The sequence below is a fragment of the Saccharothrix texasensis genome, assembly GCF_003752005.1.
Classification (GTDB): domain Bacteria; phylum Actinomycetota; class Actinomycetes; order Mycobacteriales; family Pseudonocardiaceae; genus Actinosynnema; species Actinosynnema texasense.
The window spans coordinates 8,013,772-8,036,699 of sequence record NZ_RJKM01000001.1 but is presented as its reverse complement, the minus strand read 5'-3'; the positions used below and the strand labels follow the sequence as shown (position 1 = coordinate 8,036,699).

The window sequence follows — 22,928 nt, the reverse complement described above, 5'->3', positions numbered from 1 at the left end:
ACTGCTCGCCCACCGCTCAGCTTGTGCCGTGACCTGCACCGTGACGATGAAGGCTTACCGCCTCCCGTCACCAGGGCGTGATGAGGTCGAGCGACAAAGCTGCGGCGAACAACCCGGTCAGGACCGCCACCAGCGGCGGAGGTAGCGCCTTGACCGCCTCCGCCGCGGCGTGCAGCGCGACTGACAGCAACCGGTTGATCCAGAACGTGGTCCGCCCGACGACGTCCCCGTAGGTGTAGGCGAACGACGACGGGGTCTTCTCTCTGCGGCGGCTCCGGGTGCTCCAGCGGTACTCGGGGAAGATCAGCAGTGTGGCCGCCACAGCGATGGCGCCGCGCAGTGCCGACGCCGCCAAGCGCAGGAGGAACGGCGCCGCCCAGCGCGTGGCCAGGCAAGCGAACACGACTGCTGCCGCGACGAACAGGACGCCCGGAGGGACGAGCGGGCCGACGATCCTCGCGGCGAGGGTCACGGCAGGCTCGCACTGCCGTTGCCGCTGGCCACCGGTTCCCTGATCGCCTCACCAGAGGAGACCAGACGCGGCTGCCCGCTGCCGGTGAGCACCCTGAAAATCGACTCCTGCGCCATCTGCAGGGCGGTCCGCACCTGGTCGTCGATCTGCCAGCGGTCGAGCGCATCGGATTCGAGCAGGCGGTTCATGAAATCGAAGGTCGCCCGGAGGCGGCTGTCCCGTTCGTCCACGAGGACCTTGACCACGGAGTCGATGTCCGCGGGCTTCAGGGTGAGCTGCAACGCGAACTGGTCGAAGTCGCCTTCGGCGATGATCGTCCGGAAGTGGTCGACCTTCCGCTGGATGTCCGACTGCCCGAGGCTCGTATCGTCCATCGCCAAGCGGACGTGCGGCCGCACCCACAGGCCGCGGTCCGCGCCTAACGAGTCGTCCTCCAACTCCTCGTTGGCGCAGTTCTCGGCTTGGGCGGCGTCCTCTATGTCGAACCTGCGTGTCACCGCCCGCAGCCGTGCGAGAAGGCGCGGGGACAGAACCTTGCGGACGTCGGTGACGCCGGCCTGCACGACCTGCGCCGGGTCGGTCACCTTCCATTCCAGGTCGACGGTCGCCTTGAAGTAGATCTTGTCGCCGCGGCTGGGCAGGTGGGCCTTGACGGTGGACACGTGGATGCCGAGATCGACCTCGTACACCGTGCGGACCTTGTTCCACACCAACTCCCCGGTGGTGGGCTGCCCCGTCGCCGGATAGGTGAGGCAGTTGCCCGAACGCGTGACGAAGACCCGAGCGACCCGGGCTCCGACCGGCAGCCGCCGGTAGAGCAGCTCGAACCGCTTGACGTGGAGTTCATCTACGATCGGGCTGCCGAAATCCGGCGTCGTGACGGGAGCGAGCGGCCGCGCGCGGTCTTTCGTGCCCTCGGCGGCGGGGGGCGGTTCCTCGGTCCGCGCGGGGTCCTTCTTGGAGTCCGACTTGGGATCCGACTTCGTCATGACGCTTCCTCTCTGAGCGCGGGGACACGGATGGCGGCTTCGAGCAGCCGGGCGGCGTCGTCCTTAAGCGGGTCGCTCCAGTCGTGTCTCAGACGGTTGACCAGATAGTGGAGCCGGCGAACATCGAGCTCGTCGTGCACCAGATGCGGCACGAAGGTGATCAGCGCGCGCAGGCATTCACCGTCCTTCTCCGCAGCCCGGATCCACGGCCCGAACAGGTACCTGGCCACGAAGTCACCCCGCCGCCCGCGCAGCCCCCACCGCAGCAGGTCGGCGATAGGGGTGGCCAGGTGCGGCTGCTCGTCCTGCAACGCCAGCAGCAGCGGCCAGTGCTCCTGAGCCCTGGGCGTAGGGCGCTCCACCCGCCCCGCGGACAGCCGCAGCTGGTCGAGGTCGAAGCCGTGCATGTGGATCAGATAGAGCATCGCCCACCAGGCGAGCTTGCGGACGCTCTGCCGGTCGCTGGAGGTCCACTCGGCGAGCTTGCCCAGCACGGGCTCCACCTCACCGAACGCGAACAGGTTCGCCACGCTGTAGCCGGACGCCTGCACCAAACTGGCGTCCGTCCACTCGTCCAGGGCTGACTGCTGCTCAGACGGCGTGCCCAGGACGCGCAGCTCCTCGAAGGTCGAGTCGATCGACCGCCGCCCGAGGTCGTAGCCCAGAGCCGACGCGGCGGTCCAGCGCTCGGCGTCTGTGCCGGATCGGCGCCAGATCTTGAGCCGCTCGTCGACCGCGTCCGCAACCCGTTCGTCCCGCGCGGCCTGGTCGAGCGCGACGGCCGCGAAGAGTCTGCGTTGCCTCCTCCTCTTGCCCATCGCCGTGGCGCCGGGACGGATCATGTCCTCGAAGGTGGAGTGGAAGTCCAGTGAGCAGAACAGCCCGGTCGCCTGCGCGGCGCGCACCCAGATCATCGGACGGCCGTCCTTGCTCAGCGCCTTGAGCCACTGGACCATGACCTTGCGCAGACCGTGGTGGTTCTTCCACACGTAGCTGAGCAGCACCACCGGGAGGCGGTCGTCCGAGTACTTCGCGAGCCCAACCGGGACGCGCTCCAGACCGACCGACATCGAGCCCTCCACCACCTCGGCCCGCGACTTCGGCAACCGGCTCTGGTGATCGTCGGCGAACAGCGAGGACTGGGTCGTCGACACCCCTTTGACGTCCTTGAGGAAGAGGTCGGCGAGCTGACGGCCAGTCTCTGCGACCATGTTGTACGGCGACCTGTTCAGCACCGCCAGCGCGATGCGGAACGCCGCCAGTCGCAGAGCGTCGCCCAATTCGGCCGAGCGGAGCCCCGCCAGCCCGGCGAACCACTCCACGACCTGTCGCTGCACCAACTGGGCGGCCCGAGTCTCGACCTCGTCCAAGCCGATGGCGCCCCGGCCGTATTCGGCGAGCAGACGGGCCATCCGGGCGACCTCCACCGGCCGCGGGGCCGGACCGAGCGCCCGGCGCAGGCGGCGGGATTCACCGAGTTCGCGCAACAGCGCCTGCGCGTCCTGGCCATCCTCGCGCACCTCTTCAACGAGGTGGCTCTCCAGAACCCTGCCCGAATTCGGCGGGCTATACAGCACCGCGTAATTGCCCAGATGCCAACCCTGGAGATCGTCGCGTTCGGCGATGAGAACGATGTTGCTGCCGCTCTCCCCTACCAAGTCCCGCAGCTTGTCGAGCTGGGTCTCCGTCGTGGAGCTGCCCGCCGCGCCGAGAAGCTCCACGACGTAGCCGTGCCCGTTCTCGAAATCGTTCGACGTCAACGCGCCAATGTCCTGCCCGGCATCGAACCGGGAGATCACCTCGCACCCCACGCCGTCGAGCAGGCGCACCGCCGTGGTGAAGCGGCCCGTGCCGGGTTCGCCGCAGAGCACCATGACTCGGCGGTCCTCCAGGGTCGACAGCATGTCGTCGTACCCGTCAACTGGCACGTAGCGGGCGCGCACCGCCTCCAACTCGTCCTCGTGCACCGAGCCGGACCGGCGTTTGCCACCGCGGCCCGCCGAGTAGTGGTAGTGCCGGTCCCCGACGTGCATCTCGTCCACGACGGAATCGCGAATGAACGCCATCGGGCCACCGGTGGTGAGGTTGCGGCCCTCGTCGTACGCCTCGCCGAACGCGCGTCGGTCCGAACCGTACGGCGCGTCCGGGTCGCTGCTCTCCGAAGCCGTCTTGCCGTTACCCGCGCCGTCCTTGGCCGCCGTCGGGTTCTTCTCCCCGCTCTTGGCCGGACCCGCGCTCCGCTCGCCGCCCTTGGCGGGTCCACCACCCTTCGCCGGTCCCGTGCCTGACGTGCCGGGATCCGCCGGTAGGTCGGTTCCGCTCGCGGCCTCACCGCTCATCGCGACGCCTCGCGTTCATGTTGATCACCGCCGCATTGAACTGCTCGCCGATCCGCGCCCGGCCCTGGACGTACACGGTTGGTCCCTTGAGCACGTCTCCCGAGCGAGGTCCTCGACGTCGTTCCTCGACCCGGACCGGTCTCGGCGGCACCGAGTAGCCCGGCACGCGCACCCACCCGCCCGGGTACTCCTCGACCTGACGGTAGGAGCGCAGCTCGTTCGGACCTCCCTGGCGGCGCACGACCGCCTCGTGCAGTTCGTCCGACACGACGACGACCAGGTTCTTAGTCCGGGCCGCAGCGAGCACCCGCCTGGCGTAGTCGGAACCGGCAAGCTCTGTAGCCAGCTCCTCGTCCTCGACGGAGACACCCACCCGCACCGGGAACCGCACCTCGGCGGCGACGCGGTCGAGCCACGAGGTGACCACTTCCGCGTGCGGGACGTCGGCGGGCACCACGCAGACCAACCGGTCGTCCGCGACGCTGACGTCGATGCCATCCCGGCGGAACGACCGGGAGATCGCCGTCCGCAGCGCGGTCAGGTCCTCGTCGTCGGGGCGCAGCACCACGATGAGCTCTCGCTGGACCTCCTGAGGGGGAGGGAAGGGCACGGGGATCACGTGGGCCGGGCGCTGCACGACGGGCCGGCGCAAGCTCTCAGCGTTATCCATGATCAGCCGCTGCAGCTTCCCGAGTTCCGCATCCACTTCGAGCCCTCCGTTCTCGACTACCTGCTTGCGGTGCGTGGCGAAGGTGTCGAGCGCGTCTTGTGTGCGCCCGGCGAAGTGCAGGGAGGACATCGTGAGCCGGGTGACTTCGGCATTGCCGGGGTGCTCCAGGAACAGCTCCACCAGGCCCGGTACGCACTCGCGGTACCGCCCGAGACCGATCTCGATCTCGGCGAGGCGGATCCGGGCAGCGAGGCGTTGTTCCACCAGCGCGGTCCGGTAGGCGTCGATCCGGCGGCTCCGCAGCCCCGCCAGAGGCACCCCTTCAGCCAACTCCAGCGCTTCCGCGAGCAACGTGGCCGCCTGGCCGTCGGCGACGGAACGGGCCCGTGCGATCAACGCCTCGAAGCGGCGGACGTCGACCTGCGCGTCCACGACGTCCAACCGGCAGAGCCTGTTTCTGTTCTCCAGCAGGTCGCCGATCCCTGCCGCGACCAACCGACCGCGCAACCGCGTCATGTACCGGTCTATCTCCGACGCGGCGCTGTCCGGAGGGTCGTCCCACAGCCACTCCGGCAACGCGTCGCGCCGCACCCGCGTGCTCTTCCCGGCGAGTGCGACGAGCAAGCACTGCTCCTTCTCGGTGCCGAGGTCCACGCGCTCGCCGTCGCGGTACGCCGCCACCTGACCCCATAGTCGGAATTCCACTGATCGACCGGTCATTTTGGTCCTTTCGGTTCGAAGTTCTTCCGCAGGTGGATCTGCGTCCGTGCAGCGGTCCTGCCAGTCGGGTGCGGTGCTCCTGCCAGTCGCTTCCAGTGGCACGGCAAGCTGTTCGGCCAGTTCGACGGTCCAACCTTTGTCCATGCGACGGAAATGCCGGAGCGGAACAGGAGATGGAATCGTGAGCGCCAAGATCAGGAACTGGAAGAAGAGCTCGTTCAGCGAGGGTGGCGGCGCGTGCGTCGAGGTGGCCATGGTCTCGAACGGCGTGCTCGTCCGGGATTCAAAGAATCCCAGTGGACCGGAGTTGTGGTTTACCTCCCTCGAGTGGATCGCCTTCCTGTACGGCGTGCTGGCCGGCGAGTTCGGCGTCCAGTGACGGACCGGTGAGCGCGGGTGCCGCAGCTGGCCGCCGCGGCGCCCGGCTCAGCCGGTGGACGAGCGGATGTCTTCGGCAAGGGCGAGTAGCAACGAGCGGGCGTGGTCGTCGAAGACCGCCATCCGCTCCAGTCGGGACCAGTGGTTCTCGTACAGCCCGATGCCCTCGACGTCCACCACCTCGACGGGGCCGTGGATCATCTCGACCGCCACGAAGGTCCCGCGGCCCTCGTCGGGTCCCTCGTAGATGACGAATCCGTGGGAAAGGGTCGTCGACGCTTCGGCGCCGATCGGGATCAAGCCGAGCGACACGTTGTCGAGCGTGCTGATCGAGGCGAGGCGGTCGAGCTGGGCGAGCAGCAGCCGGGACGAGCCCGGTCGCCAGCGCAGGGCCGCCTCGGTGATCAGGAAGTCGAAGCGCCGCTCCGGCTCGAACACCAATTGCTGCCGGCGCAGGCGGGCGGCGACGGCGGCACTTCGGTCCTCGTCGGAGTACGGCACCTGGAACAGGGAGAAGACGCGGCGCGCGTAGTCGGCGGTCTGGAGCAGACCGGGCACCACCGAGTGCTGGTAGGTGCGCACCCGGACAGCCATGGTCTCCAGCGCGTGGACCTCGTCCTGGAGGTGGCCGCGGTCCTGGAGCAGGGCGCGCCAGTGCCCCGCCTCGCGGTGCGCGATCCTGGTCAACGCGTCGAGTCGTTCCCTCGTGTCGGTGGACGCCTCCAGAGCGGCGCCCCACGCGGCCACCTCGGGGAGCGAGGGGAGCACGGTTCCCGCCTCGATCCTGGACACCTTCGACTGGCTCATGTCGATGCGCCGGCCGAGTTCGCGACCCGAGACGCCGGACAGGCCGCGCAGCTGGCGCAGCTCTGCGGCCAGCCGCGCGCGCCCAGTCGACTCCGAGTTGGTGCTCTCCGCCGCCACGTCCATCTGACAGTCAATCCCTCCGGGACACCGTCGATTCGATATAACTTGATTTGATTCGATCTGAGTCAACACTCAACCAGTGTCATATCGCCACGTCAAGCACCTCCGGACTACTGTCAATAGTCCAAGTGAATAAGAATTATATGAATATCACTCAAGTATTTTCAACCTCATCCGGCGTTGAGGCGCACCGCGTGCGGAGTGCTCCGATGGTGTGCCGCTCGAAAAGTCATCGCGGCTGGTAGAGCGGGGTGTAGCAGCGTTGGGACCATGTCCGGGTGATCGTGTCCCTGCTGTACAAGGTGACCCGGAAGTTGCTGTCCTCGTCCGCGACCAGCGGCCGGTCTTGCAGCTTCGCCATGTTCCACCGGGCGATCTCCACCGATTTCCGCATCCGTTCCACACGATCGGCGGCGACCACAAGTCCCGCCTCGTCGCCGCGCAGTCTGTCGCCGATGTCTGTCCGGGTCAGATCGAAGCGCAGCTCGTCGACATGTGTGTCCACCTGTCCCCGCAGGGGTGCAAGCCAGTCCTCGTCGCCCTGCCACACACGGACGTGATGCCGCAGTTTGGCCGCATGCAACAGATATCGGGCTAGCGGCGGCATCGCCGGTTCGCCTCGACTCCAGGTCCACGCACTCAGCTCGGTGTCTCAGCCGAGTGGAGCGGCCCAATGGGCGGGGTCGACCGGTGAACCTCCTGTGGAGAACCCCACCGGTCGGCTACCGTGACGAGCGACACGCCAAGGCAGATGCCCGGCAGGTCACCGGGGGGTCGGGGGACCAGTCGCCTGTTCGGGCGTCCACTTCATAGGGGGCGAATTGTTACTGCGCCGAGTCCGTCCGCTCGCACGAAGATCCGCCGCGTTGGCCGTAGCGCTGACGCTCACCACCACCTTGTGCGCCAAGGCCTACGCCGAGGACGCACCGTCCGTTCAGCCGGCGGTCGTCGGGGAGTCGACCGGACGCACGACGGAACCGCCGAATGTCGAGCCGCCGCAGTCGGGACCTTCGGCGGACGAACCCACCGGGTCCGAACCTCCGGCCGACCCCGAGGTTCAGCCGGAGCCGCAACCCGAACCCGAGTCCCGGCCCGAACCCCGGACCCAGCCGGAGTCCGAGACCCAGTCCGGCGCGGAGGAGCCTGTCGCCGACCCTGGCATCGTGGCGAGGGTCGAGGGCGGCCCGTACCTGGTCGACCAGCTGTTCACGATCGACGTCACGATTACCAACCACGGCACCGCCGACTCCACCGGCCTGAACGTCTACACCAGCACCGTCTCCGGGTCCTGGGTCAGCCTCCAGTACCCCAGGCCCGAGCTGCCGAATGTCCTCCCGGCCGGCGAGTCCGTGGACCTGCGGTACCAGGCGCGCGTCTTCACCTGGAACGGACCGCCGGTCATGGACGTGTACATCACTTCCAACGAGGACCGGGCGTGGGACAACAACCGGTCCACGGTCGCACCGCCGTTCCTGTCGCCGGACGGGGCCAAGGGCTCGGTGAGCGGGCTGCTCTACGGCGACCGAAACGGGGTCCGCGAGCCGCTCGCCGGCGTCCAGGTGCGACTGAACCGCGGGGGTGAGGAAGTCGTCGGCACCACCGGAACCGACGGCCGGTTCCGCGTGACCGACCTGCCACGCGCCGTCTACTCGATCTACTTCGGCCGCGTGCCGGGCGGTTGGGTGCTGCCGGCCAACCTGAGCGTCGAGGTCGACGGTGACGAGTCGGTGGAGTACGCGGCGATCCGGCCGTTCACCGACCACCTCGCCGCCTCGGTCGCCTTCACCTCGGACACCTACGCCGTGGGCGACACCGCGCAGATCACCGTCACGTTGACCAACAGCGGCACCGTGGACCTGCCCAAAATCGTCGCCTTCTGCGACCGCAGCGGCGGTGAAGGGCCGCACGTGGTCGACATCGATCTCAACGGGCTGGCGTGGGACGCCGGTGTCGCGGTGCCCGCCGGGCAGACGGTGACGGTCACCATCACCGGTACGGTGCCGCCGAAGACGGCCGACTACGGCGCGGTGAGCGTCTCGTGCTCGTTCGGGGACGACTTCTACAACGAGCGAGGCTTCCCGCACGCTTACACGATCGCGCGGGTGCCGGCCGGGTCGACCCACACGTGGGTGAGGTTCGCCCACGATGCGAACGGTGACGACCGGATCGGCGACGACGAGGGGGTCTCCGGGCTGACCGTGCGGCTGGTCGACTGGTTCTCCGAGCAGACAGTCACCGAAGGCGTCACGGACGCCGGTGGCCGCGTGGACTTCGCGGATTTCCCCGCCGGTCCGTACTGGATCGTGATCCAGGGTCCGTGGCGGTTCGACTTCCCGGACGGAGACCCCACGGACAGGACCCTGATGTACTTCAGGGCGAACTGCGGTGACCACTGCGGCGGCTGGACTCCCCCGCTCGTTCCGGCGGCGGACAACACGCCGACGCCCCCCGGTGGCCAGGCACCGGGTGCGCAGACACCGGCGGCTCCCGCTGCCGGCGGTGGCGCGGCGGCGTTGGCCAACACGGGCGCGACGCCGCTCGGGCTGACCATGTCCGGCGTGTTGTTGCTGGTCGCCGGTGCTGCGTTGCTGCGCGGCGGACGGCGACGACTCGCCTGACCTTCCGTGAAGTAGCGGCCCAGGATTCTCGACAAGAGGGCTCTGGGCCGCGCAGTGCATCGCCGACCACGGCGTTGTGGTCGGCGGGTACGGCCACTCGTGGTGCTCGGGCCTGTGCTTGCCGAAAATGTCGTCCGTGCAGGTCAGGCGGCGTGGTGGTACTCGTTGAGGATGCCGCCCAGTCGTTGCCGTCGGCGGTGTGCCTGCCGATAACCTCATCCATGCTGGTAGAGGACGTATGAAGCTCAAAGGAAGTCGAGCGTTCGCGAACCGGCCGTCATCCGCTGTAACGTCGACCAGCACGGCATCATGACCGGCTGTGCTGCTCCGACTGGCCTACCTCGGCGTGACCAACGCCTTCGCCTTACTACGCCTGGGGTTGACCCGCTTTGACGGACAGGGTCGATGAGTGTGGTCAGGCTACCCGGTTCACCGGGTGGTGTCGGGTTGCTTCGTAGGCGGCGGGGCTGAGGTAGCCGAGGCTGGAGTGCAGTCGGCGGGTGTTGAACCAGCCCTCGATGTACTCGAAGATCGCCTTGTGCGCTTTGGCCCTGGTGGGCCAAGGCGGCCGGTCGAGCAATTCGCTCTTGATCGTGGCGAAGAATGACTCGGCGACGGCGTTGTCCCAACATTGGCCCTTGCGACCGAACGACAACCGGACGCCCAGGTCGTCGGCGAGGGCGGCGAGCTGCGCGGATGTGTATTGGCAGCCCCTGTCGGCGTGGAAGATCACTCCGGGTTCGGGGCGCCGCTGTCGGACGGCGTTGTCCAGGGCCTGGGCGACGAGGTCGGTGCGCAGGTGGTCGGCGGTGGCCCAGCCGACCACGCGTCGTGAGGCGATGTCGATGACGGTGGACAGGTAGAGCCACCCTTCCCAGGTGTGGATGTAGGTGATGTCCCCGCACCACCGGGTGTCGATATCCGTTGCGGCGCAGGAGAAGTCGCGGCGGATCAGGTCGGCGGGGATGGTAGCGGTGGGGTCGGGGACGGTGGTGGTGCGCCACCGTTTCGGCGCGCGTCCGGCCCGTCCGGTCTCGCGCAGCAGACGGGCGACGCGTTTGCGGGAATGCCGATGCCCCCGGGCTCGCAACTCGGCGTGCACCCTGGGCGCGCCATAGGTGCCCCGCGATTCGTCGTGAATCGCGACGACCCGCGCGGTCAGCTCGGCGTCCTGTCGTGCGCGGGCGGTGGGCGTGGCGGTGCGGTGGGCGTAGTAGGCGGACCGGGAGACCTTCAGCAGCGTGCACGCCCGATGGACGTTGCCGCCGCGTGACTTCTCCGCCTCGATGAACGGATAGACGTTCACCGGATCTCCTTCGCGAAGAAAGCCGTGGCACGCTTGAGGATCTCCACGTCCTCGGTCAGACGGCGGTTCTCCCGGCGCAGCCTCGCGAGCTCCTCCCGCTCGTCGGTGGTCAACCCGTCGCTCCGGGTCCCGGTGTCACGCTCGGTCTGCACGACCCACTGCCGCACCGCGGTCTCGGTCAGGTCGAAATCCTTCGCGACCTGACCCACCGACCGGTCACCACGCCCGCACAGCTCCACGATCTCGGCCTTGAACTCCGGGGTGAACGACCGCCGAGGCCGCCGCTTCTTCCTACCCATGGGCTCCATGATGGGACATCCCTCCGGGGACCCGCGTCCCCTGATCTCGGATGTCCGTCAAAACGGGTCAGGCCCAGACCCTCGGGACTGTTTCAAGATCGGTTCTGTCGCTGATTGCGTGATCAACAAGTCCGGGTGGCTGCTGGCAGGTGTCGTGGGTCTGTGATCATGGCCGGGGTGTGGTCGTGATTGGTTGGCAGCCCTGCTGCCGCACCTCGCCGGCGTGGTGGTGGAGCGGGTCGAGCGGACTTCTGTGGACGTGCGGATCTGGGCATGCACGAGGGTGACGACAGCGCGTTGCCCGTCCTGTGGTGTCCGGTCGGGTCGGGTGCACAGCCGCTATGACCGGAAGCTGGACGATGCGCCGGTGGCCGGTCGGCCGGTGGTGCTGCGATTACGGGTGCGCCGGTTCTTCTGCGATGACCCGGACTGCGTGGTGGGGACGTTCGCCGAGCAGGTCGACGGTCTGACCGTGGGGCACGCGCGGCGCACCCTGTTGTCGCGCACCGCGTTGGAGCGCATCGGATTGGCGTTGGCGGGCAGGACCGGAGCACGCCTGGCCGCCGGTCTCGGACTGCCGACCAGTCGAAGCACGCTGCTGCGGTTGGTGCACGCCCTGCCCGATCCCCCGATCGGGGCGGTGGAGGTGCTCGGGATCGACGACTTCGCGCTGCGGCGTGGTCGCCGCTACGCGACCGTGTTGATCGACGCGGTCACCCACCGCCGGGTCGATGTGCTGCCCGATCGCAGGGCCGGGACCGTAACCGCCTGGCTGCGCGAGCATCCCGGCGTGAGGATGGTCTGCCGGGACGGCTCGGCAACCTACGCGGAAGCCGTCCGCCAGGGCGCCCCGGACGCGATCCAGATCGGCGACCGGTGGCACATCTGGGACAACCTGGTCGCGGCGGTGGAGAGGACCGTGACCGCGCACAGCACGTGCTGGTACGTCGGACCGGAGCGACGCACCCAGGCCGCGGAGGAACGAGCCCTGCAGCGGCACGCCGCGATCCACGGCCTGCTGGACCAGGGCGTCGGACTGTTGGAATGCGCACGACGCCTCGGCGTGTCACTCAACACGGTCAAGCGCTACGCCCGCATCCCCTCCGCCGAGCAGTTGCGGCGCCCGCCGCCCTACCGGCGCAGCATGGTCGACCCCTACCGCGACCACCTGCGTACTCGCCTGGCACAGCAACCCGACGTCCCGGTCACCCACCTGCTCGCCGAGATCCGCGCCCTGGGCTACCCCGGCAGCGCCAACCTGCTGGTCCGCTACCTCAAACAAGGCCGGGCCGAACCCGACCGCGTCCCGCCCTCGCCACGACGCCTGGTCACCTGGCTGACGAGCAAATCGGAGAACCTGCCCGAGCACCACCGCCGCCACCTCGACGACCTGACCGCCAGCTGCGGGCCCATGACCGACCTCGCCCAGCGGGTCCGCGAGTTCGCCGTGATCCTCACCCACCGCCGGGGTCAGGACCTCGAGGTCTGGATCGACGCGGTTCTGGCCGACGATCTGCCCGCCCTGCACCGCTTCGTCCACGGCCTACGCAAAGACCACGAGGCGGTGACCGCCGGGCTGACCCTGCCCCACAGCAACGGACCCACCGAAGGAGTTGTCAACAAGATCAAGCTACTCAAGCGGCAGACCTACGGGAGGGCGAGCTTCGCACTGCTGCGCAAGCGAATCCTGCTCAACCAGTAGCAGCGGCAAGGCTGCGACCGGTCCTTCAGGTCGAATCGTTGATCACGCAATCAGCGACAGAACCGCTCGTTTGACAGACCCCCCACAGAGTGCGCCGCACCCGCATCCTCGGCGGACTTATCAACGAGTACAGACACGTCGCTTGACCAGCAGCGATGACTTTTCGAGCGGCACACGGAAGCCGACGACATCCGCGCCCACCCCGCGACCCTGCCCGGTCATCCTGACCGGGCAGGGTCGCGGACGTGGCGGCGTCGTGGTCTTCGCGTTGTCCCGGCCGGGCTACGTCCACCGGCTCGTGTTGCCGTGCGTCACACCGTTGCTGTCGGCGGACGGGGATTACCTCCTACGCACCACTGCCGCAGGGCACGGACCTGCGACAACGGCGGCGCAGCGGTCGGTCCGCAGTACCTGTGCGGCTGCCGAGGCGGTAGGGTGGGGGTATGGGGAAAGAATGCGCTTCGCAGGACGACGTGGCCGGGCTCACCGCCCAGCTGGCGCAACTGCTGGACGCGCATTCACGAGCCGTGGCCGAGCGGTTGGGCATCACGGCCGCGCAGGTCGTGGCGTTGCGCGAGTTGGACGCGCCGATGACCCTGCGCGAGCTGGCGGGGCGGATGGCGTGCGAGCCGTCGAACGCCACCTACATCGCGGACCGGATGGAAGCCCAGTCGTTGATCCGGCGGGAGCCACACCCGAGTGACCGGAGGTCCAAGCAGGTGGTGCTGACCGAAGCGGGTGAGCGGTGCCGGGCCAACGTGCTCGCCGCGCTCCAGGACCGGTCACCGTTGGACGTGCTGGACGGCGATGAGCAGGAGCAGTTGGCCCGGCTGCTGATGAAGGCGGTCAGCGCGGAGCACCAGGTGGGCAGTCGGCGTTCCTGATCTTTCCGGCGCGGTACATGTCCCCGACGACGGCGACGCGGCCAACCGGGTGCCGCAGGTGCACGGTCAAGGCAGGACGCCGGAACGCGCGAGTTCAGTGATTCAGTAGCGCATCGCGTACTGGATCTGGCGCAGCAGGCTCTTCTTGCGCTGAGCTTCGTGGTAACGGGCGTCCTCCTTGAGGTCGTCCAGATCGGTGGCGACCCGCTGCTCGGCGATCTCGATGGCCTCGGCCAGCGGCATGACGAGGGGCAGGCCGAACAGGTCGATGATCGTGGAGACCCGCTCCTCGATGCTGCCGCCGACCACGCGGTAGGGGATGCGCAACTCCTCCAGCGCCGCGATGAGCAGGTCGTCGGAGAGGCGGCGGAACGGCTCGGACACCGGGCGGTGACCGTCGGGCTCCATGTCGAACTCCACCGGCAGGTGCACGTACGCGTCGTAGATCCGCTTGGCCCGCGCCCGGGTGATCTCTCCCAGGGTGTCGGTGTAGCGCTGGTAGAAGTGCTTCACCGGCAGGCCCATCACCTTCTTGATGCCCTGGAACCACCAGGTGGCACCGGGGTTGATCCCGACGCGCATGCGGGCCTCGAAGTACACCCACTCGTGGAACACGCCGCCGTCGGAGATGAACGGACCCTCGCCGGACTCGTTGTGCACCCGTTCCTCGAAGCGGCGCAGCCCCAGCTTCACCAACTCCATCGCGCTGAGCTCCATGACCGTCTTGCCCGGCACCAGGTCGACCAGCAGTTGCCGGGAGGTCTTCGCGTGGGTGCGGGTGATCCCGGTGGCGACGGACAGCGCCTCGGTGGTCGTGGACTTGCCCGACGAGAAGGTGCCGGAGATGGCGAGCTTGAGGTCGGGGTGGTCCCGGAAGTCGGGTAACGGCATCGTGGGCGCGACGCGATCGCGCAGGGGCCCGTTCGCGGCAGAGCCCCTGGAGCGGCCGTCGGAGGTCGTGGTCATGTGGTGGAGCCTTCCCTTGTGGTGGTCTCGACAAGTCGGGCGACGCGGTCGAGCCGTTGCTCGACCGTCCCGGTGACCCGGTGCACCGGCCGATCGAGGTCGGCGCACAGGTCGGTGAGCATGGCGTCGGTGCGTGCGCGGAAGTCGTCGTCGATCGGCGCGTCGGCGGCGAGCGGCACCTCGGCGGGCAGGTGGACCAGCAGCGTGTACGCCTGCTTCGCGTACTCCCGCACTGCCGGGTACGGCGCCCAGAACAGCGGCAGCACGACGGGTCGGTCGGTGACGGCCAGTCGGGCCCGGTCGGGCCTTCGACCGGTACCCGGGTAGGAGCCGGCGCGCAGGCGCAGCGCACCGTAGACGAACTCGTGCAGCACACTGCCGTCGGACACGAAAGCGGCCCGGTTCTCGGCGGCCCGGCGATCGCCGTACCGGGCGACGGTGAGCCCGACGAGCTGCGCCGGGGTCCAGTCGTGGACCCGTTCCCTGTCGTCCGCGGGATCGATCCTCATCGGGCCTGCGGCCTGGACGGCGGGTAGGCCCAGTTCGCGCTCGATCGCGGTCGCCAGCGTGGTCTTGCCCGAGCCGTAGGCCCCCAGCAGCGCGATGCGCATGCCCGTCATCGCACCGGGTCGGCTTCCCGCACCGCGGCTTCCCTGGCGGCACGCCACCTCTCGCTCCAGGCGATCGAATCCAGGCCGCGCACGGTGGACCCGGTGAACACCGGGGCGACCTCGGTGGCCAGCAACTCGTAGCAGCGCTTGGTCGCCCACCAGGGCGCCCAGTTCATCACGTAGGCGAGGAAGGTGCCGAAACCGCCGGTCCGCTCGTGCAGATCGGCGATCGCCTCGACGGCGTCCTCGACCGAGCCGATGATGGCGCGCTTCTCGGCGACTGCGGTGAGCACGTCCTCGCGGGCGGAGGCCCCAGGGGTGACCGGGGCGCCGACCGCGTCGCCCCAGTAGTTGTGCATCCACCGCCCGAAGCCCCGTTCCACCTGGGCGTACGCCTGCTCCCGCGTGTCGGCGACGTGGATGGGGACGGCCACCCGCCAGCGCGCCCGGTCGACCTCGGTGCCGTTGGCCGCCGCCGACTCCTCGGCGACGCGCCACTGCGCGGCCAGGTCGACTCCCTGCCACCCCGGTGGAGGCGCGCCGAACGACAGCAGGTCCATGCCGAACTCGGCCGCGACCCGGGGCCCGAACGGGGACCCGACGCTCGACACGGCGAACCGGATCCCCTCCGGGGAGTACGGCGGCAACTGCATCCGCGCGTCGACCAGGTCGTACCAGTCGGTGCGCTCGGTGATCCGACGGGTGCCGTTGACCAGTTCGATGATCGTCGGGATCGCGGCCAGGGTGCGCGGCTTGAGCCGGTCGGCGGCGATGCCCAGCATGTGCGCGTCGTTCGGCGTCGCCCCCGGGCCGAGACCCAGGACGTAGCGGCCCCTGGTGAGGTGGTCGAGCAGCAGTGCCCGGGTGGCGATGTGGAACGGGTGGTGGAAGGGCACGGTCACCACCCCGTTGGCCAGCACGATCTGCTGCGTGCGCATCGCGGCGGCCGCGATCATCGTCTCCGGCGCTCCGACCAGGGGCCAGCCCAGGGAGTGGTGCTCGCCGAACCAGCACTCGTCGAAGTTGAGCCGGTCGGCGAGCTCGACCAGTTCCAGGTCACGCTGGATGTTGACGTGCGGATCGGTCGTCGGGTCGTGCAGCGGCGAGAGGAAGATCCCGAACCCTGTGTGCATGTTTCCTTCCCATCGGGACTGGTGACGACATCGGGACCTCCGGCTCGGAGGCCACCGGTCCGGTTCACGGGCGACGAAGCGGGTCGAGCCGGGGCGGCGGTCCCCCCGCGTCGGTGACGGGCGGGTGCAGCGGGTGGTAGGTGACCAGCTTCATGCCCGATCGTTCGGCGAAGCGCAGGGTGGTCCAGTGCATCGGCGTCGGGCCGTCCTCGGTTTCCACTGACACGTCACCGCAGGAATCCTCGGCGATGTCGTGCTGCCGCCAGAGCGCGCGGAACCGCGGGATGGCTTCCGACACCTGCCGCACCAGGGCGCGCACCCGCTCGTCACACGGGTAGTACGACGTGTGCGTGCGGAAACGGGCGACGAGATTCTCCTGGGCCTGCCGGACGTCGGTGAAGGCGGTGGCCACGGTCTCGTCCTCGAACATCGCGCGCACCAGGTTGACCCCGGGCCGCAGCCCCAGGACGGCGCGTGCGGAGGCGTTCACGACCAGCACGTTCCAGACGTGGTCGATCACGTAGGCCGGTCCCGCGGACCAGTATTCCGCGTACGGTCGCAGCAGGTGGACCGGGATGGTGCTCTCCGGCTCGGCCACCTTCGAATCCAGCCCGGCCAGCCTGCGGATGTAGAGTCGCTCGTTGAGCGTCATCCTCAACACGTGGGCCAGGCGGTCGAGCACCGCCGCGGACGCGTTCTCCGCCCGGCCCTGCTCTATCCAGGTGTACCAGGAAAAACCGACTCCGGCCAACTGCGCGACTTCCTCGCGGCGCAGGCCGGGAGTGCGCCGTTTCGCGCCGGGGGTCAACCGCAACCCCACCTGCTCCGGCCGGACGGTCGCCCGCTTGCGGGCCATGAAGTCGCCCAGTTCCCGCAAGGCCGAATTGTCGTCAACCACCCACGGACTCGTGGTCGCAGGAATTCCCATCTCTTCCTCCCCCGTTTCCGCCCAGCGCGTTGACCTGCTTTCGGCGGTCCCACGATTCCGAGCAGGACCGGGCCGCGGCGGGCGCGCCAGCGCAGTTCTCACCCCTCGACGGGCCGCTCCCCCGGCCCGCCCTGGTTCAGCAGTTCCCCTCGCGCGGACCTCCCGGATCGCCGCGGCGGAGGATCTCGTCCACGAGACCGTGGTGGGCTGCCGCGTGGTGGAAACCGACGGTCCCCGGGTGCGCGCTCGCCGCCCCGGTCAGCGTGTCGTGCCAGGCGGCGTAATGCTCGGCCACCACGGACACGGGTTTCGGGACGGGATCGACCTCCCCGTCGCCGCCCCGGTGGTCCAGGCCCGCCACCGGGACCAGTTCCTCGATGTCGCCGCCGCGGGACGCGCCGCGCAACGTCACCGCGCCGAACTGGAGGTGACCGGTGTCCCCGGTGAGTTGCAGGACCCCGTCGCTTCCCCGCACCTCCCAGAGGAAGGTGGTTCCCTTGCTCAGCCCGCCCTGGTAGTGCGCGCTCAGGACGGCGCCGGTCGTCGTGCGGGCCAGGAACGCGACCTGGTCGGGAGTCGTCTTGGTGATCACCTCGCCGGTGTCGACCACAGCGACTCGCGAGTGGTCGATGGTGGTGACCACCTCCGAGAGCTCGAGCGGGCCGAGCGTGTCGACGACGGCGTCGAGCGTGTGGCCCAGCGGGACGGCGGACAGGCCGGCGCCCGAAGAACCGTCCATTGTGTACGCGGTCGCGGAACGCGTCGTCGCACCCCACCCGCCCGCGTCCCCGATGAGCCTGGCGGAGCTGACGCGGCCGATGTGACCCGCGCTGATGAGCCGTTTCATCATACGGACTTCGGGCACGTGGCGAGCCTGCAGGCCGACCGCGGTCGGTGTGCCGCAGCGGTCGGCGAGCAGGGCGAGGCGTTCCGCGATCGCGGCGTCGGGAGCCAGCGGCCACTCGCAGAGGGTCGGCTTGCCGACCGGCAGCACCTCCCGCAACACCTCCTCGTGCAGGGGGACCCGCACGGCCACGACGATCACGTCGACCCGGTGGTCGGCGGCCAGTTCCGCGGGGGACGACGTCGCGACCGGCAGGCCGTACTTCGCGGCTGCCGCCGCGGCGGACTCCGCTGTGCCGGCGCAGGTCCCGACCAGGGTGAAGCGATCACCGCTGCTGATCGCCGGCGCGTGCGCGCGTGCCGCCCACCCACCCGTCGCGCTCAACCCGACGATCCCGACGCGCAGGCGATTCGCGGTGGTCGCCGTCATACGCGTGCTTCCGCTCGCCGGTTCCCGGACCACGCACGCGGCCGGCACACCGACGTGGTCGTCACGACGCCGCCTTCGAGTCGCGCTGGGCCTCGATCGGAGCCGACGCGACAACGGCGGGGATCCGCTTGACCCGCAGCGCCGCCCCGAGCAGCGCGGCGACCACGATGATGCCCGCGGCGACATAGGAGGCGACCTGCGCGCCGTCCACGACGTCGGCGTCCGGACTGCTGCCCGTCGCGGCGGCTCCGGAGAAGGCCACCAGCACGGCGAGGCCGACAGCGCCACCGATCTGCTGGCCGCTCGAAGCCACCCCGGAGGCCAGGCCCTGTTGCTCGTCGGGCAGACCGGAGGTCGCCGCCGCGTACATGCCGGTGAAGATGACGCCCTGCATCACGCTGAACACGACGATGCCGGGAACGAGGTCGAGGAACGAGCCGTCGACGCGCAGCAGCACGGCGAACAGCACGATGCCCGCGCCCGCGACGACCATCGAGGCCGTGAGCATGGCCCGCAGGCCGATCGTCGACGCCAGCTTGCCGCCGAGCACGGTGCCCACCAGCACGCCGGCACACGGAAGGATGAACGCCAGCCCCGTCTTGAACGCGCTGTAGTCGTACACGTCCTGCAGCAGGGTGGTCAAGAAGTACGGGATCGCCCCGACGGTCGCCATGAAGGCGAACGCGATCCCCGTCCCGAGCACGAGGTTGCGGTGGCGCAGCACGCTCAGCGGGATCAACGGTTCGCGGGTGCGCGACTCGATCACCGCGAACACCGCCAAGAGCACGGCCGCCGCGACCAGGCTGACGACCGTCACCGGTGCCGACCACCCGACCGCGGGGCCCTGCACGAGGCCGAGCACCAGCAGGGTGGACGCGGCGGTGATGGTCACCGCGCCGGGGATGTCGAAGGAGCGCAGGGTCCGCGCGGTGTTGGCGTCCCGGGGGATGGAGGCGGCGGCGAGCAGCGCGACCAGCACGACGATCGGCAGGTTCACGAAGAACACCGCGCGCCACCCCAGCCACTGGGTGAGGACGCCGCCGAGCAGCGAGCCCAGCACCATGCCGCTCGACCCGGCGGCGCCCCAGATGCCCAGCGCGCGGTTGCGCTCGGGCCCCTCTGCGAACGCGGTGGTGATCAACGACAGCGTGGCGGGTGCGAGGACCGCGCCGCCGAGTCCTTGCACGGCGCGTGCGGCCAGCAGCAGGAACGGGTTCTGCGCGACACCGCCGAGCAGCGATCCGAGCGCGTAGAGGGCGAGGCCGACGTAGAAGACGTTGCGGCGGCCGAGCAGGTCGGCGCACCGCCCGCCGAGCAGCAGGAACCCGCCGAAGGCGATGGTGTACGCGCTGATCGTCCACTGCAGTTGGTGCGCGTCGAACCCGATCGTGGAGATGTCGGGCAGTGCGACGAAGACGATGTTGTAGTCCAAGCCGATCGTCAGCTGGGCGATCGCCAGGGCGGTCAGGGCGAGCGCCGGGTTCGACACTCGGGCAGCGGTTGTCGGGAGAGCCACCGGGATCCTCCGCGGAGAAGAAGAAGTGGGTGACCGGGCACCCGGTCGCACCCGATCGTTCGAGTTCGCATAATACAAGTTCGAACTACATCGTTCAACCGGTCAGGGCGGGACGGTGATGACCCGCCACCCGCGCGCGGCGGCCTCGACCACGAGCGGACCGTGCGTCCGATCGGTCACCACGACCGCCTCGTCGACCGCGGCGAGCATCTCGAGGTCGGTCGGGTGGTCGCCGTAGGCGGTGCTGTGGCCGGGCGGCGCGTCCGCCAGGTAACCGCGCACCGCGCGGGCTTTGTGCTCGCCCAACATCGGGGTGCCGGAGGCGCCGGTGTACCGACCGTCGACGACCACCATCGGGGTGCACAGGACGTCGGTGGCGTCGAAGACCTCGGCCAGCGCCGCGAGCGGGGCGTCGAACGACGCGGACACCAGCACCAGTGCGGTGCCCGCGCCGCGGCGCGCCGTGATCTCGTCGTCCACCGCGCGGTGGACGAACCGGGTGCGGTCCGACCGGAGCCCCGACCGCACCCACTGCTCCGCGACGTCGAGCACCTCCGCCACCGGCCGGTCCGCCCACCACGAGTACAGCAAGGGCGCCGTTCGGGACCGGGGAACGCCCGACGCGGCCGCCTGGCGCACGGATCGGACCAACGCCTCGGCCGCGTCGACCGCGTCGCGCGTCCCGGCGTCGAAGAGCAGGAGGTCGATGAGGCTGGAACCGCGGATGAGGGTGCCGTCCACGTCGGCGAAGACGACTCCCGGCGGGCCCGCGGCCCTCATCCGGCGGTGCGGGCCGACTCGGCGCGCCTGCGCTCGTTCACCAGTGCCGCGAGCGTGCGGAAGTCGCGCGCGCCGACGATGTCGTCCTCGGAGAGCCGCACGTTGTACCGCTTGAGCAGCACCACTCCCAGCTCGACCAGGACGAGGGAGTCCAGGTCGAGGTCGTCGAAGGAGGTGCTCTCGTCGACGTCCGCGGCGAACTCCGGGAAGTGCTCGTTGAACGTGTCCGCGATGTCCAGGTAAGTCAGGTCCGTCGTCTCACTCATCGTTGTCTCCCAACACGGTCGTGGCGGACAGCCGGGAAGGCCAGACCAGCGTCGCCGCACCCCAGGTGGTCCCACCGCCGAACGCGGTGAGCAGGATCTTGTCGCCGGCGCGGAAGCGCGGGCTGGCCGCGGTCAGGGCGAGCGGGATCGACGCGGCCGAGGTGTTGCCCACCCGGTCCAGGTGCACGACCACGCGCGACTCGGGAACGTCGAGCAGGTGCGCCACCGCGCGCAGGATGCGGATGTTGGCCTGGTGTCCGACCACGTGGTCGACATCCGAGGCACGCCAGCCCTCCGCCCGCAACGCCGATCGGCAGGAGGACGTCATCGCGTCCACCGCGGCCTGGAACACCTTGCTGCCCGCCATCCGGAAGAACTCGCCGAACTCCTGCCCCGGCAACGACCGCGCCCGGGACCCCCCGCCCGGCACGGTGATCCAGTCCGCGGCGTCGCCGTCACTGCCGAGGTGGAAGGTTCCCCACCCGAGTTCGTCGACGACCCCGTCCCGGCCGATGACGGCCGCGCCGGCGCCATCACCGAAGATCACCGCCGTCGTCCGGTCGGTCGGGTCGAGGATTGAGCTGAACGCGTCGGCACCGACCACGAGGACCGTCGACGCCCAACCGGACCGGACGAAGGACGTCGCGATCGAGGCCGCGTACAGGAACCCGCTGCACACCGCCTGCACGTCGAACGCCGGGACGGTGCCGAGGCCGAGGCGCTTCGCCACCGCGGGCGCGGTGGCCGGGCTCGGGTGGTCGGGCGTCGTCGTCGCGACCACCACGGCGTCCACGGCCGTGCGATCGGCGTGCCGCAGCGCCCGGCGACCGGCTTCAACCGCCAGGTCACCGGTCGACTCGCCGGGGGCGCAGTGGTACCGGACGCGGACACCGGTGCGCTGCGTGATCCACTGGTCGGTCGTGTCGAGGCGACGCTGCAGGTCCGCGTTGGTGACCCGGACACCCGGGACGTACCCACCGATCCCCAGCACCGTCACCGGCGGGTGCACGCGCGGGCTACCGGTCACGGCGCAACTCCGGGAGGGCGTGCGCGACCGAGCAGCTCAGCGCCATCGACGCCCGCCGCGACCGCAACGTCGCGATCCGCCAGCGCCGGCCGCGCATCGTCACAACGCGTGGTGACCGGATTTCGGCGGTGACCCGGTCACCCTGCACGCGCGGGCGGAAGGGCGACGTCGCCTCGAACAGCGTGTTGCGCATCCACAGGGTGTCACTGTCGGCGCGGGCGAGGCCGTCCATCGCGTAGAGGCCCACCTGGCCGAGCTGCAGCATGTCGGCGAACGCCTCGGCGAACGTCAGGCTTTCGGGGTAGCGGGACTCGATCTCCTGGAACAAGTCCTCCTCCCCCTGCCCCGTGCTGTAGTGGACCGTCGCCGACACCTCGGCGGAACCCGGTGCCACCTCGACGTCGACCAGGTCGGACACCGTGGTCCGGTAGGTGCGCGGCCGGTCCACCGCACTCGGGGCCCGCACGCCACCACCGGGATCCACGTCCACCGTCACCAGCATGCTGCCGACCGTGACGGAGACCTGGAGCACCCGGGCTGCGGGGTCGGTGGAGGCGTGTGCCCACGTCGCCGACACCGGGATCCGATCGAGCCCGTCCTCGATCGGCGCACCGCCCGCCTTGATCGCGCACCGACGCACCCACGCGGCGCCGAGCGGTTGGTCGGCACCGGTCCCCCTCGGACCGAGCAGCGAGGAAGCCGCCGAGATCGCGAGCAGGTACGCGTCGATCGTGCTGACGTGCGGGTTCTGCGGGCCGGACGCCTTCACCGACCACGGCGCGGAGTACCCGACCGTGCCGAGGCCGACGAACCGGCTGTCACCGCCGACGCCGAAGGACCGGCCCGCCCTGCGCAACCGCACCACGCCCTGCCTGAACCCGTTCCCGAAGTACCGCCGATCCCGCGCGCCGAGAAGCGCGTCGATCGGCTCCCCCGAGCCGATCCGCGAACGCGAAGTCGCCATGCTTGAACTCCCCCTCAAGTTCACACTGGGACGGAATAGCGAAACACATTCTAAGTGCCACACCGGATCGCGTCGTGGTTCCAACGATCGTATTTGTGCCACCAACAGGAAGATGAATTCTAGGGTCACCAGCGGCCGAGTGCGCCCGGAATCAGAAAAG

The 22,928-nt window shown here is 69.6% G+C and carries 22 protein-coding genes; 4 read left to right on the top strand and 18 right to left on the bottom strand.

Annotated elements, in window-relative coordinates; genetic code table 11:
- Positions 1 to 67: 67 nt before the first annotated feature.
- Genes EDD40_RS36160 through EDD40_RS36145 form a run of 4 tightly spaced genes read right to left on the bottom strand, consistent with a single transcriptional unit; the run spans position 68 to position 5,334 of the window.
- Positions 68 to 472, bottom strand: coding sequence for a hypothetical protein (locus EDD40_RS36160; RefSeq protein ID WP_123746872.1), 405 nt, complete (start codon positions 470 to 472; stop codon positions 68 to 70).
- Positions 469 to 1,461: a hypothetical protein gene (locus EDD40_RS36155; RefSeq protein WP_123746871.1), complete on the bottom strand. Its 993-nt coding sequence runs from the start codon at positions 1,459 to 1,461 to the stop codon at positions 469 to 471. The genes EDD40_RS36160 and EDD40_RS36155 overlap by 4 nt, the downstream gene beginning before the upstream one ends.
- Positions 1,458 to 3,800 carry a hypothetical protein gene (locus EDD40_RS36150; RefSeq protein WP_123746870.1) on the bottom strand — a complete coding sequence of 781 codons (2,343 nt, stop codon included), beginning with the start codon at positions 3,798 to 3,800 and terminating at the stop codon, positions 1,458 to 1,460. The genes EDD40_RS36155 and EDD40_RS36150 overlap by 4 nt, the downstream gene beginning before the upstream one ends.
- Positions 3,790 to 5,334, bottom strand: coding sequence for an AfsR/SARP family transcriptional regulator (locus EDD40_RS36145; RefSeq protein ID WP_170185314.1), 1,545 nt, complete (start codon positions 5,332 to 5,334; stop codon positions 3,790 to 3,792). Before EDD40_RS36145 ends, EDD40_RS36150 begins: the two co-directional genes overlap by 11 nt.
- Positions 5,335 to 5,371: 37 nt before the next feature.
- On the opposite strand from EDD40_RS36145, the gene EDD40_RS36140 reads away from it, so the two are divergent.
- The gene (locus EDD40_RS36140) at positions 5,372 to 5,569 is read left to right on the top strand and encodes a DUF397 domain-containing protein (RefSeq protein ID WP_246038116.1); all 198 of its coding nucleotides are present in this window, start codon (positions 5,372 to 5,374) and stop codon (positions 5,567 to 5,569) included.
- A gap of 47 nt (positions 5,570 to 5,616) precedes the next feature.
- On the opposite strand, the gene EDD40_RS36135 is transcribed toward EDD40_RS36140, so the two are convergent.
- Together EDD40_RS36135 and EDD40_RS36130 are read right to left on the bottom strand one after the other, a co-directional pair.
- Positions 5,617 to 6,498: a helix-turn-helix domain-containing protein gene (locus EDD40_RS36135; RefSeq protein WP_123746868.1), complete on the bottom strand. Its 882-nt coding sequence runs from the start codon at positions 6,496 to 6,498 to the stop codon at positions 5,617 to 5,619.
- Positions 6,499 to 6,724: 226 nt separating this feature from the next.
- On the bottom strand, positions 6,725 to 7,138 hold the full coding sequence (locus EDD40_RS36130) for a CATRA conflict system CASPASE/TPR repeat-associated protein (RefSeq protein WP_281277861.1): 414 nt from the start codon (positions 7,136 to 7,138) through the stop codon (positions 6,725 to 6,727).
- A gap of 520 nt (positions 7,139 to 7,658) precedes the next feature.
- Between EDD40_RS36130 and EDD40_RS36125 the strand changes: the two genes are divergently transcribed.
- Positions 7,659 to 9,113: a hypothetical protein gene (locus tag EDD40_RS36125; protein ID WP_148089011.1), complete on the top strand. Its 1,455-nt coding sequence runs from the start codon at positions 7,659 to 7,661 to the stop codon at positions 9,111 to 9,113.
- 415 nt (positions 9,114 to 9,528) lie between these two features.
- On the opposite strand, the gene EDD40_RS36120 is transcribed toward EDD40_RS36125, so the two are convergent.
- Both EDD40_RS36120 and EDD40_RS36115 read right to left on the bottom strand, forming a co-directional pair.
- On the bottom strand, positions 9,529 to 10,419 hold the full coding sequence (locus EDD40_RS36120; RefSeq protein WP_123746865.1) for an IS3 family transposase: 891 nt from the start codon (positions 10,417 to 10,419) through the stop codon (positions 9,529 to 9,531).
- Positions 10,416 to 10,718 carry a transposase gene (locus EDD40_RS36115; protein WP_170185313.1) on the bottom strand — a complete coding sequence of 101 codons (303 nt, stop codon included), beginning with the start codon at positions 10,716 to 10,718 and terminating at the stop codon, positions 10,416 to 10,418. Before EDD40_RS36115 ends, EDD40_RS36120 begins: the two co-directional genes overlap by 4 nt.
- 193 nt (positions 10,719 to 10,911) lie before the next feature.
- Here EDD40_RS36115 and EDD40_RS36110 point away from each other — a divergent pair, with 193 nt between their 5' ends.
- Positions 10,912 to 12,420: an ISL3 family transposase gene (locus tag EDD40_RS36110; RefSeq protein ID WP_425471296.1), complete on the top strand. Its 1,509-nt coding sequence runs from the start codon at positions 10,912 to 10,914 to the stop codon at positions 12,418 to 12,420.
- 443 nt (positions 12,421 to 12,863) lie between these two features.
- Complete coding sequence (locus EDD40_RS36105; RefSeq protein WP_123746863.1) at positions 12,864 to 13,304, top strand: MarR family winged helix-turn-helix transcriptional regulator; 441 nt, start codon at positions 12,864 to 12,866, stop codon at positions 13,302 to 13,304.
- A gap of 102 nt (positions 13,305 to 13,406) precedes the next feature.
- On the opposite strand, the gene EDD40_RS36100 is transcribed toward EDD40_RS36105, so the two are convergent.
- The 10 genes from EDD40_RS36100 to EDD40_RS36055 form a co-directional block, all read right to left on the bottom strand.
- Complete coding sequence (locus tag EDD40_RS36100) at positions 13,407 to 14,270, bottom strand: ATP/GTP-binding protein (RefSeq protein ID WP_211348310.1); 864 nt, start codon at positions 14,268 to 14,270, stop codon at positions 13,407 to 13,409.
- Complete coding sequence (locus tag EDD40_RS36095) at positions 14,267 to 14,881, bottom strand: AAA family ATPase (protein ID WP_170185312.1); 615 nt, start codon at positions 14,879 to 14,881, stop codon at positions 14,267 to 14,269. Before EDD40_RS36095 ends, EDD40_RS36100 begins: the two co-directional genes overlap by 4 nt.
- A 5-nt stretch (positions 14,882 to 14,886) precedes the next feature.
- Complete coding sequence (locus EDD40_RS36090) at positions 14,887 to 16,014, bottom strand: LLM class flavin-dependent oxidoreductase (protein WP_123746861.1); 1,128 nt, start codon at positions 16,012 to 16,014, stop codon at positions 14,887 to 14,889.
- Between the two features lie 64 nt (positions 16,015 to 16,078).
- On the bottom strand, positions 16,079 to 16,891 hold the full coding sequence (locus tag EDD40_RS36085; protein WP_170185311.1) for a helix-turn-helix domain-containing protein: 813 nt from the start codon (positions 16,889 to 16,891) through the stop codon (positions 16,079 to 16,081).
- A gap of 187 nt (positions 16,892 to 17,078) precedes the next feature.
- Positions 17,079 to 18,215 (bottom strand): Gfo/Idh/MocA family protein, encoded by a 1,137-nt coding sequence (locus EDD40_RS36080; RefSeq protein ID WP_170185310.1) that lies wholly within the window; start codon positions 18,213 to 18,215, stop codon positions 17,079 to 17,081.
- A 61-nt stretch (positions 18,216 to 18,276) separates the two neighbouring features.
- Positions 18,277 to 19,704 (bottom strand): MFS transporter, encoded by a 1,428-nt coding sequence (locus EDD40_RS36075; RefSeq protein ID WP_211348309.1) that lies wholly within the window; start codon positions 19,702 to 19,704, stop codon positions 18,277 to 18,279.
- Between the two features lie 129 nt (positions 19,705 to 19,833).
- Positions 19,834 to 20,511, bottom strand: coding sequence for an HAD family hydrolase (locus EDD40_RS36070; protein ID WP_123746858.1), 678 nt, complete (start codon positions 20,509 to 20,511; stop codon positions 19,834 to 19,836).
- The gene (locus tag EDD40_RS36065) at positions 20,508 to 20,777 is read right to left on the bottom strand and encodes a phosphopantetheine-binding protein (protein WP_123746857.1); all 270 of its coding nucleotides are present in this window, start codon (positions 20,775 to 20,777) and stop codon (positions 20,508 to 20,510) included. Before EDD40_RS36065 ends, EDD40_RS36070 begins: the two co-directional genes overlap by 4 nt.
- Positions 20,770 to 21,804 carry a beta-ketoacyl-ACP synthase III gene (locus EDD40_RS36060; RefSeq protein ID WP_246038113.1) on the bottom strand — a complete coding sequence of 345 codons (1,035 nt, stop codon included), beginning with the start codon at positions 21,802 to 21,804 and terminating at the stop codon, positions 20,770 to 20,772. The genes EDD40_RS36065 and EDD40_RS36060 overlap by 8 nt, the downstream gene beginning before the upstream one ends.
- The gene (locus tag EDD40_RS36055) at positions 21,794 to 22,768 is read right to left on the bottom strand and encodes an AvrD family protein (protein WP_123746855.1); all 975 of its coding nucleotides are present in this window, start codon (positions 22,766 to 22,768) and stop codon (positions 21,794 to 21,796) included. The genes EDD40_RS36060 and EDD40_RS36055 overlap by 11 nt, the downstream gene beginning before the upstream one ends.
- Between the last annotated feature and the right edge of the window lie 160 nt (positions 22,769 to 22,928).

What these genes read in the sequence shown, in the direction of transcription:
- EDD40_RS36155 (WP_123746871.1), bottom strand. Translation starts at nt 1,461, where the DNA reads ATGACGAAGTCGGATCCCAAGTCGGACTCCAAGAAGGACCCCGCGCGG.
- EDD40_RS36150 (WP_123746870.1), bottom strand. Translation starts at nt 3,800, where the DNA reads ATGAGCGGTGAGGCCGCGAGCGGAACCGACCTACCGGCGGATCCCGGC.
- EDD40_RS36145 (WP_170185314.1), bottom strand. Translation starts at nt 5,334, where the DNA reads ATGGACAAAGGTTGGACCGTCGAACTGGCCGAACAGCTTGCCGTGCCA.
- EDD40_RS36135 (WP_123746868.1), bottom strand. Translation starts at nt 6,498, where the DNA reads ATGGACGTGGCGGCGGAGAGCACCAACTCGGAGTCGACTGGGCGCGCG.
- EDD40_RS36115 (WP_170185313.1), bottom strand. Translation starts at nt 10,718, where the DNA reads ATGGGTAGGAAGAAGCGGCGGCCTCGGCGGTCGTTCACCCCGGAGTTC.
- EDD40_RS36105 (WP_123746863.1), top strand. Translation starts at nt 12,864, where the DNA reads ATGGGGAAAGAATGCGCTTCGCAGGACGACGTGGCCGGGCTCACCGCC.
- EDD40_RS36100 (WP_211348310.1), bottom strand. Translation starts at nt 14,270, where the DNA reads ATGACCACGACCTCCGACGGCCGCTCCAGGGGCTCTGCCGCGAACGGG.
- EDD40_RS36095 (WP_170185312.1), bottom strand. Translation starts at nt 14,881, where the DNA reads ATGCGCATCGCGCTGCTGGGGGCCTACGGCTCGGGCAAGACCACGCTG.
- EDD40_RS36090 (WP_123746861.1), bottom strand. Translation starts at nt 16,014, where the DNA reads ATGCACACAGGGTTCGGGATCTTCCTCTCGCCGCTGCACGACCCGACG.
- EDD40_RS36080 (WP_170185310.1), bottom strand. Translation starts at nt 18,215, where the DNA reads ATGACGGCGACCACCGCGAATCGCCTGCGCGTCGGGATCGTCGGGTTG.
- EDD40_RS36070 (WP_123746858.1), bottom strand. Translation starts at nt 20,511, where the DNA reads ATGAGGGCCGCGGGCCCGCCGGGAGTCGTCTTCGCCGACGTGGACGGC.
- EDD40_RS36065 (WP_123746857.1), bottom strand. Translation starts at nt 20,777, where the DNA reads ATGAGTGAGACGACGGACCTGACTTACCTGGACATCGCGGACACGTTC.
- EDD40_RS36055 (WP_123746855.1), bottom strand. Translation starts at nt 22,768, where the DNA reads ATGGCGACTTCGCGTTCGCGGATCGGCTCGGGGGAGCCGATCGACGCG.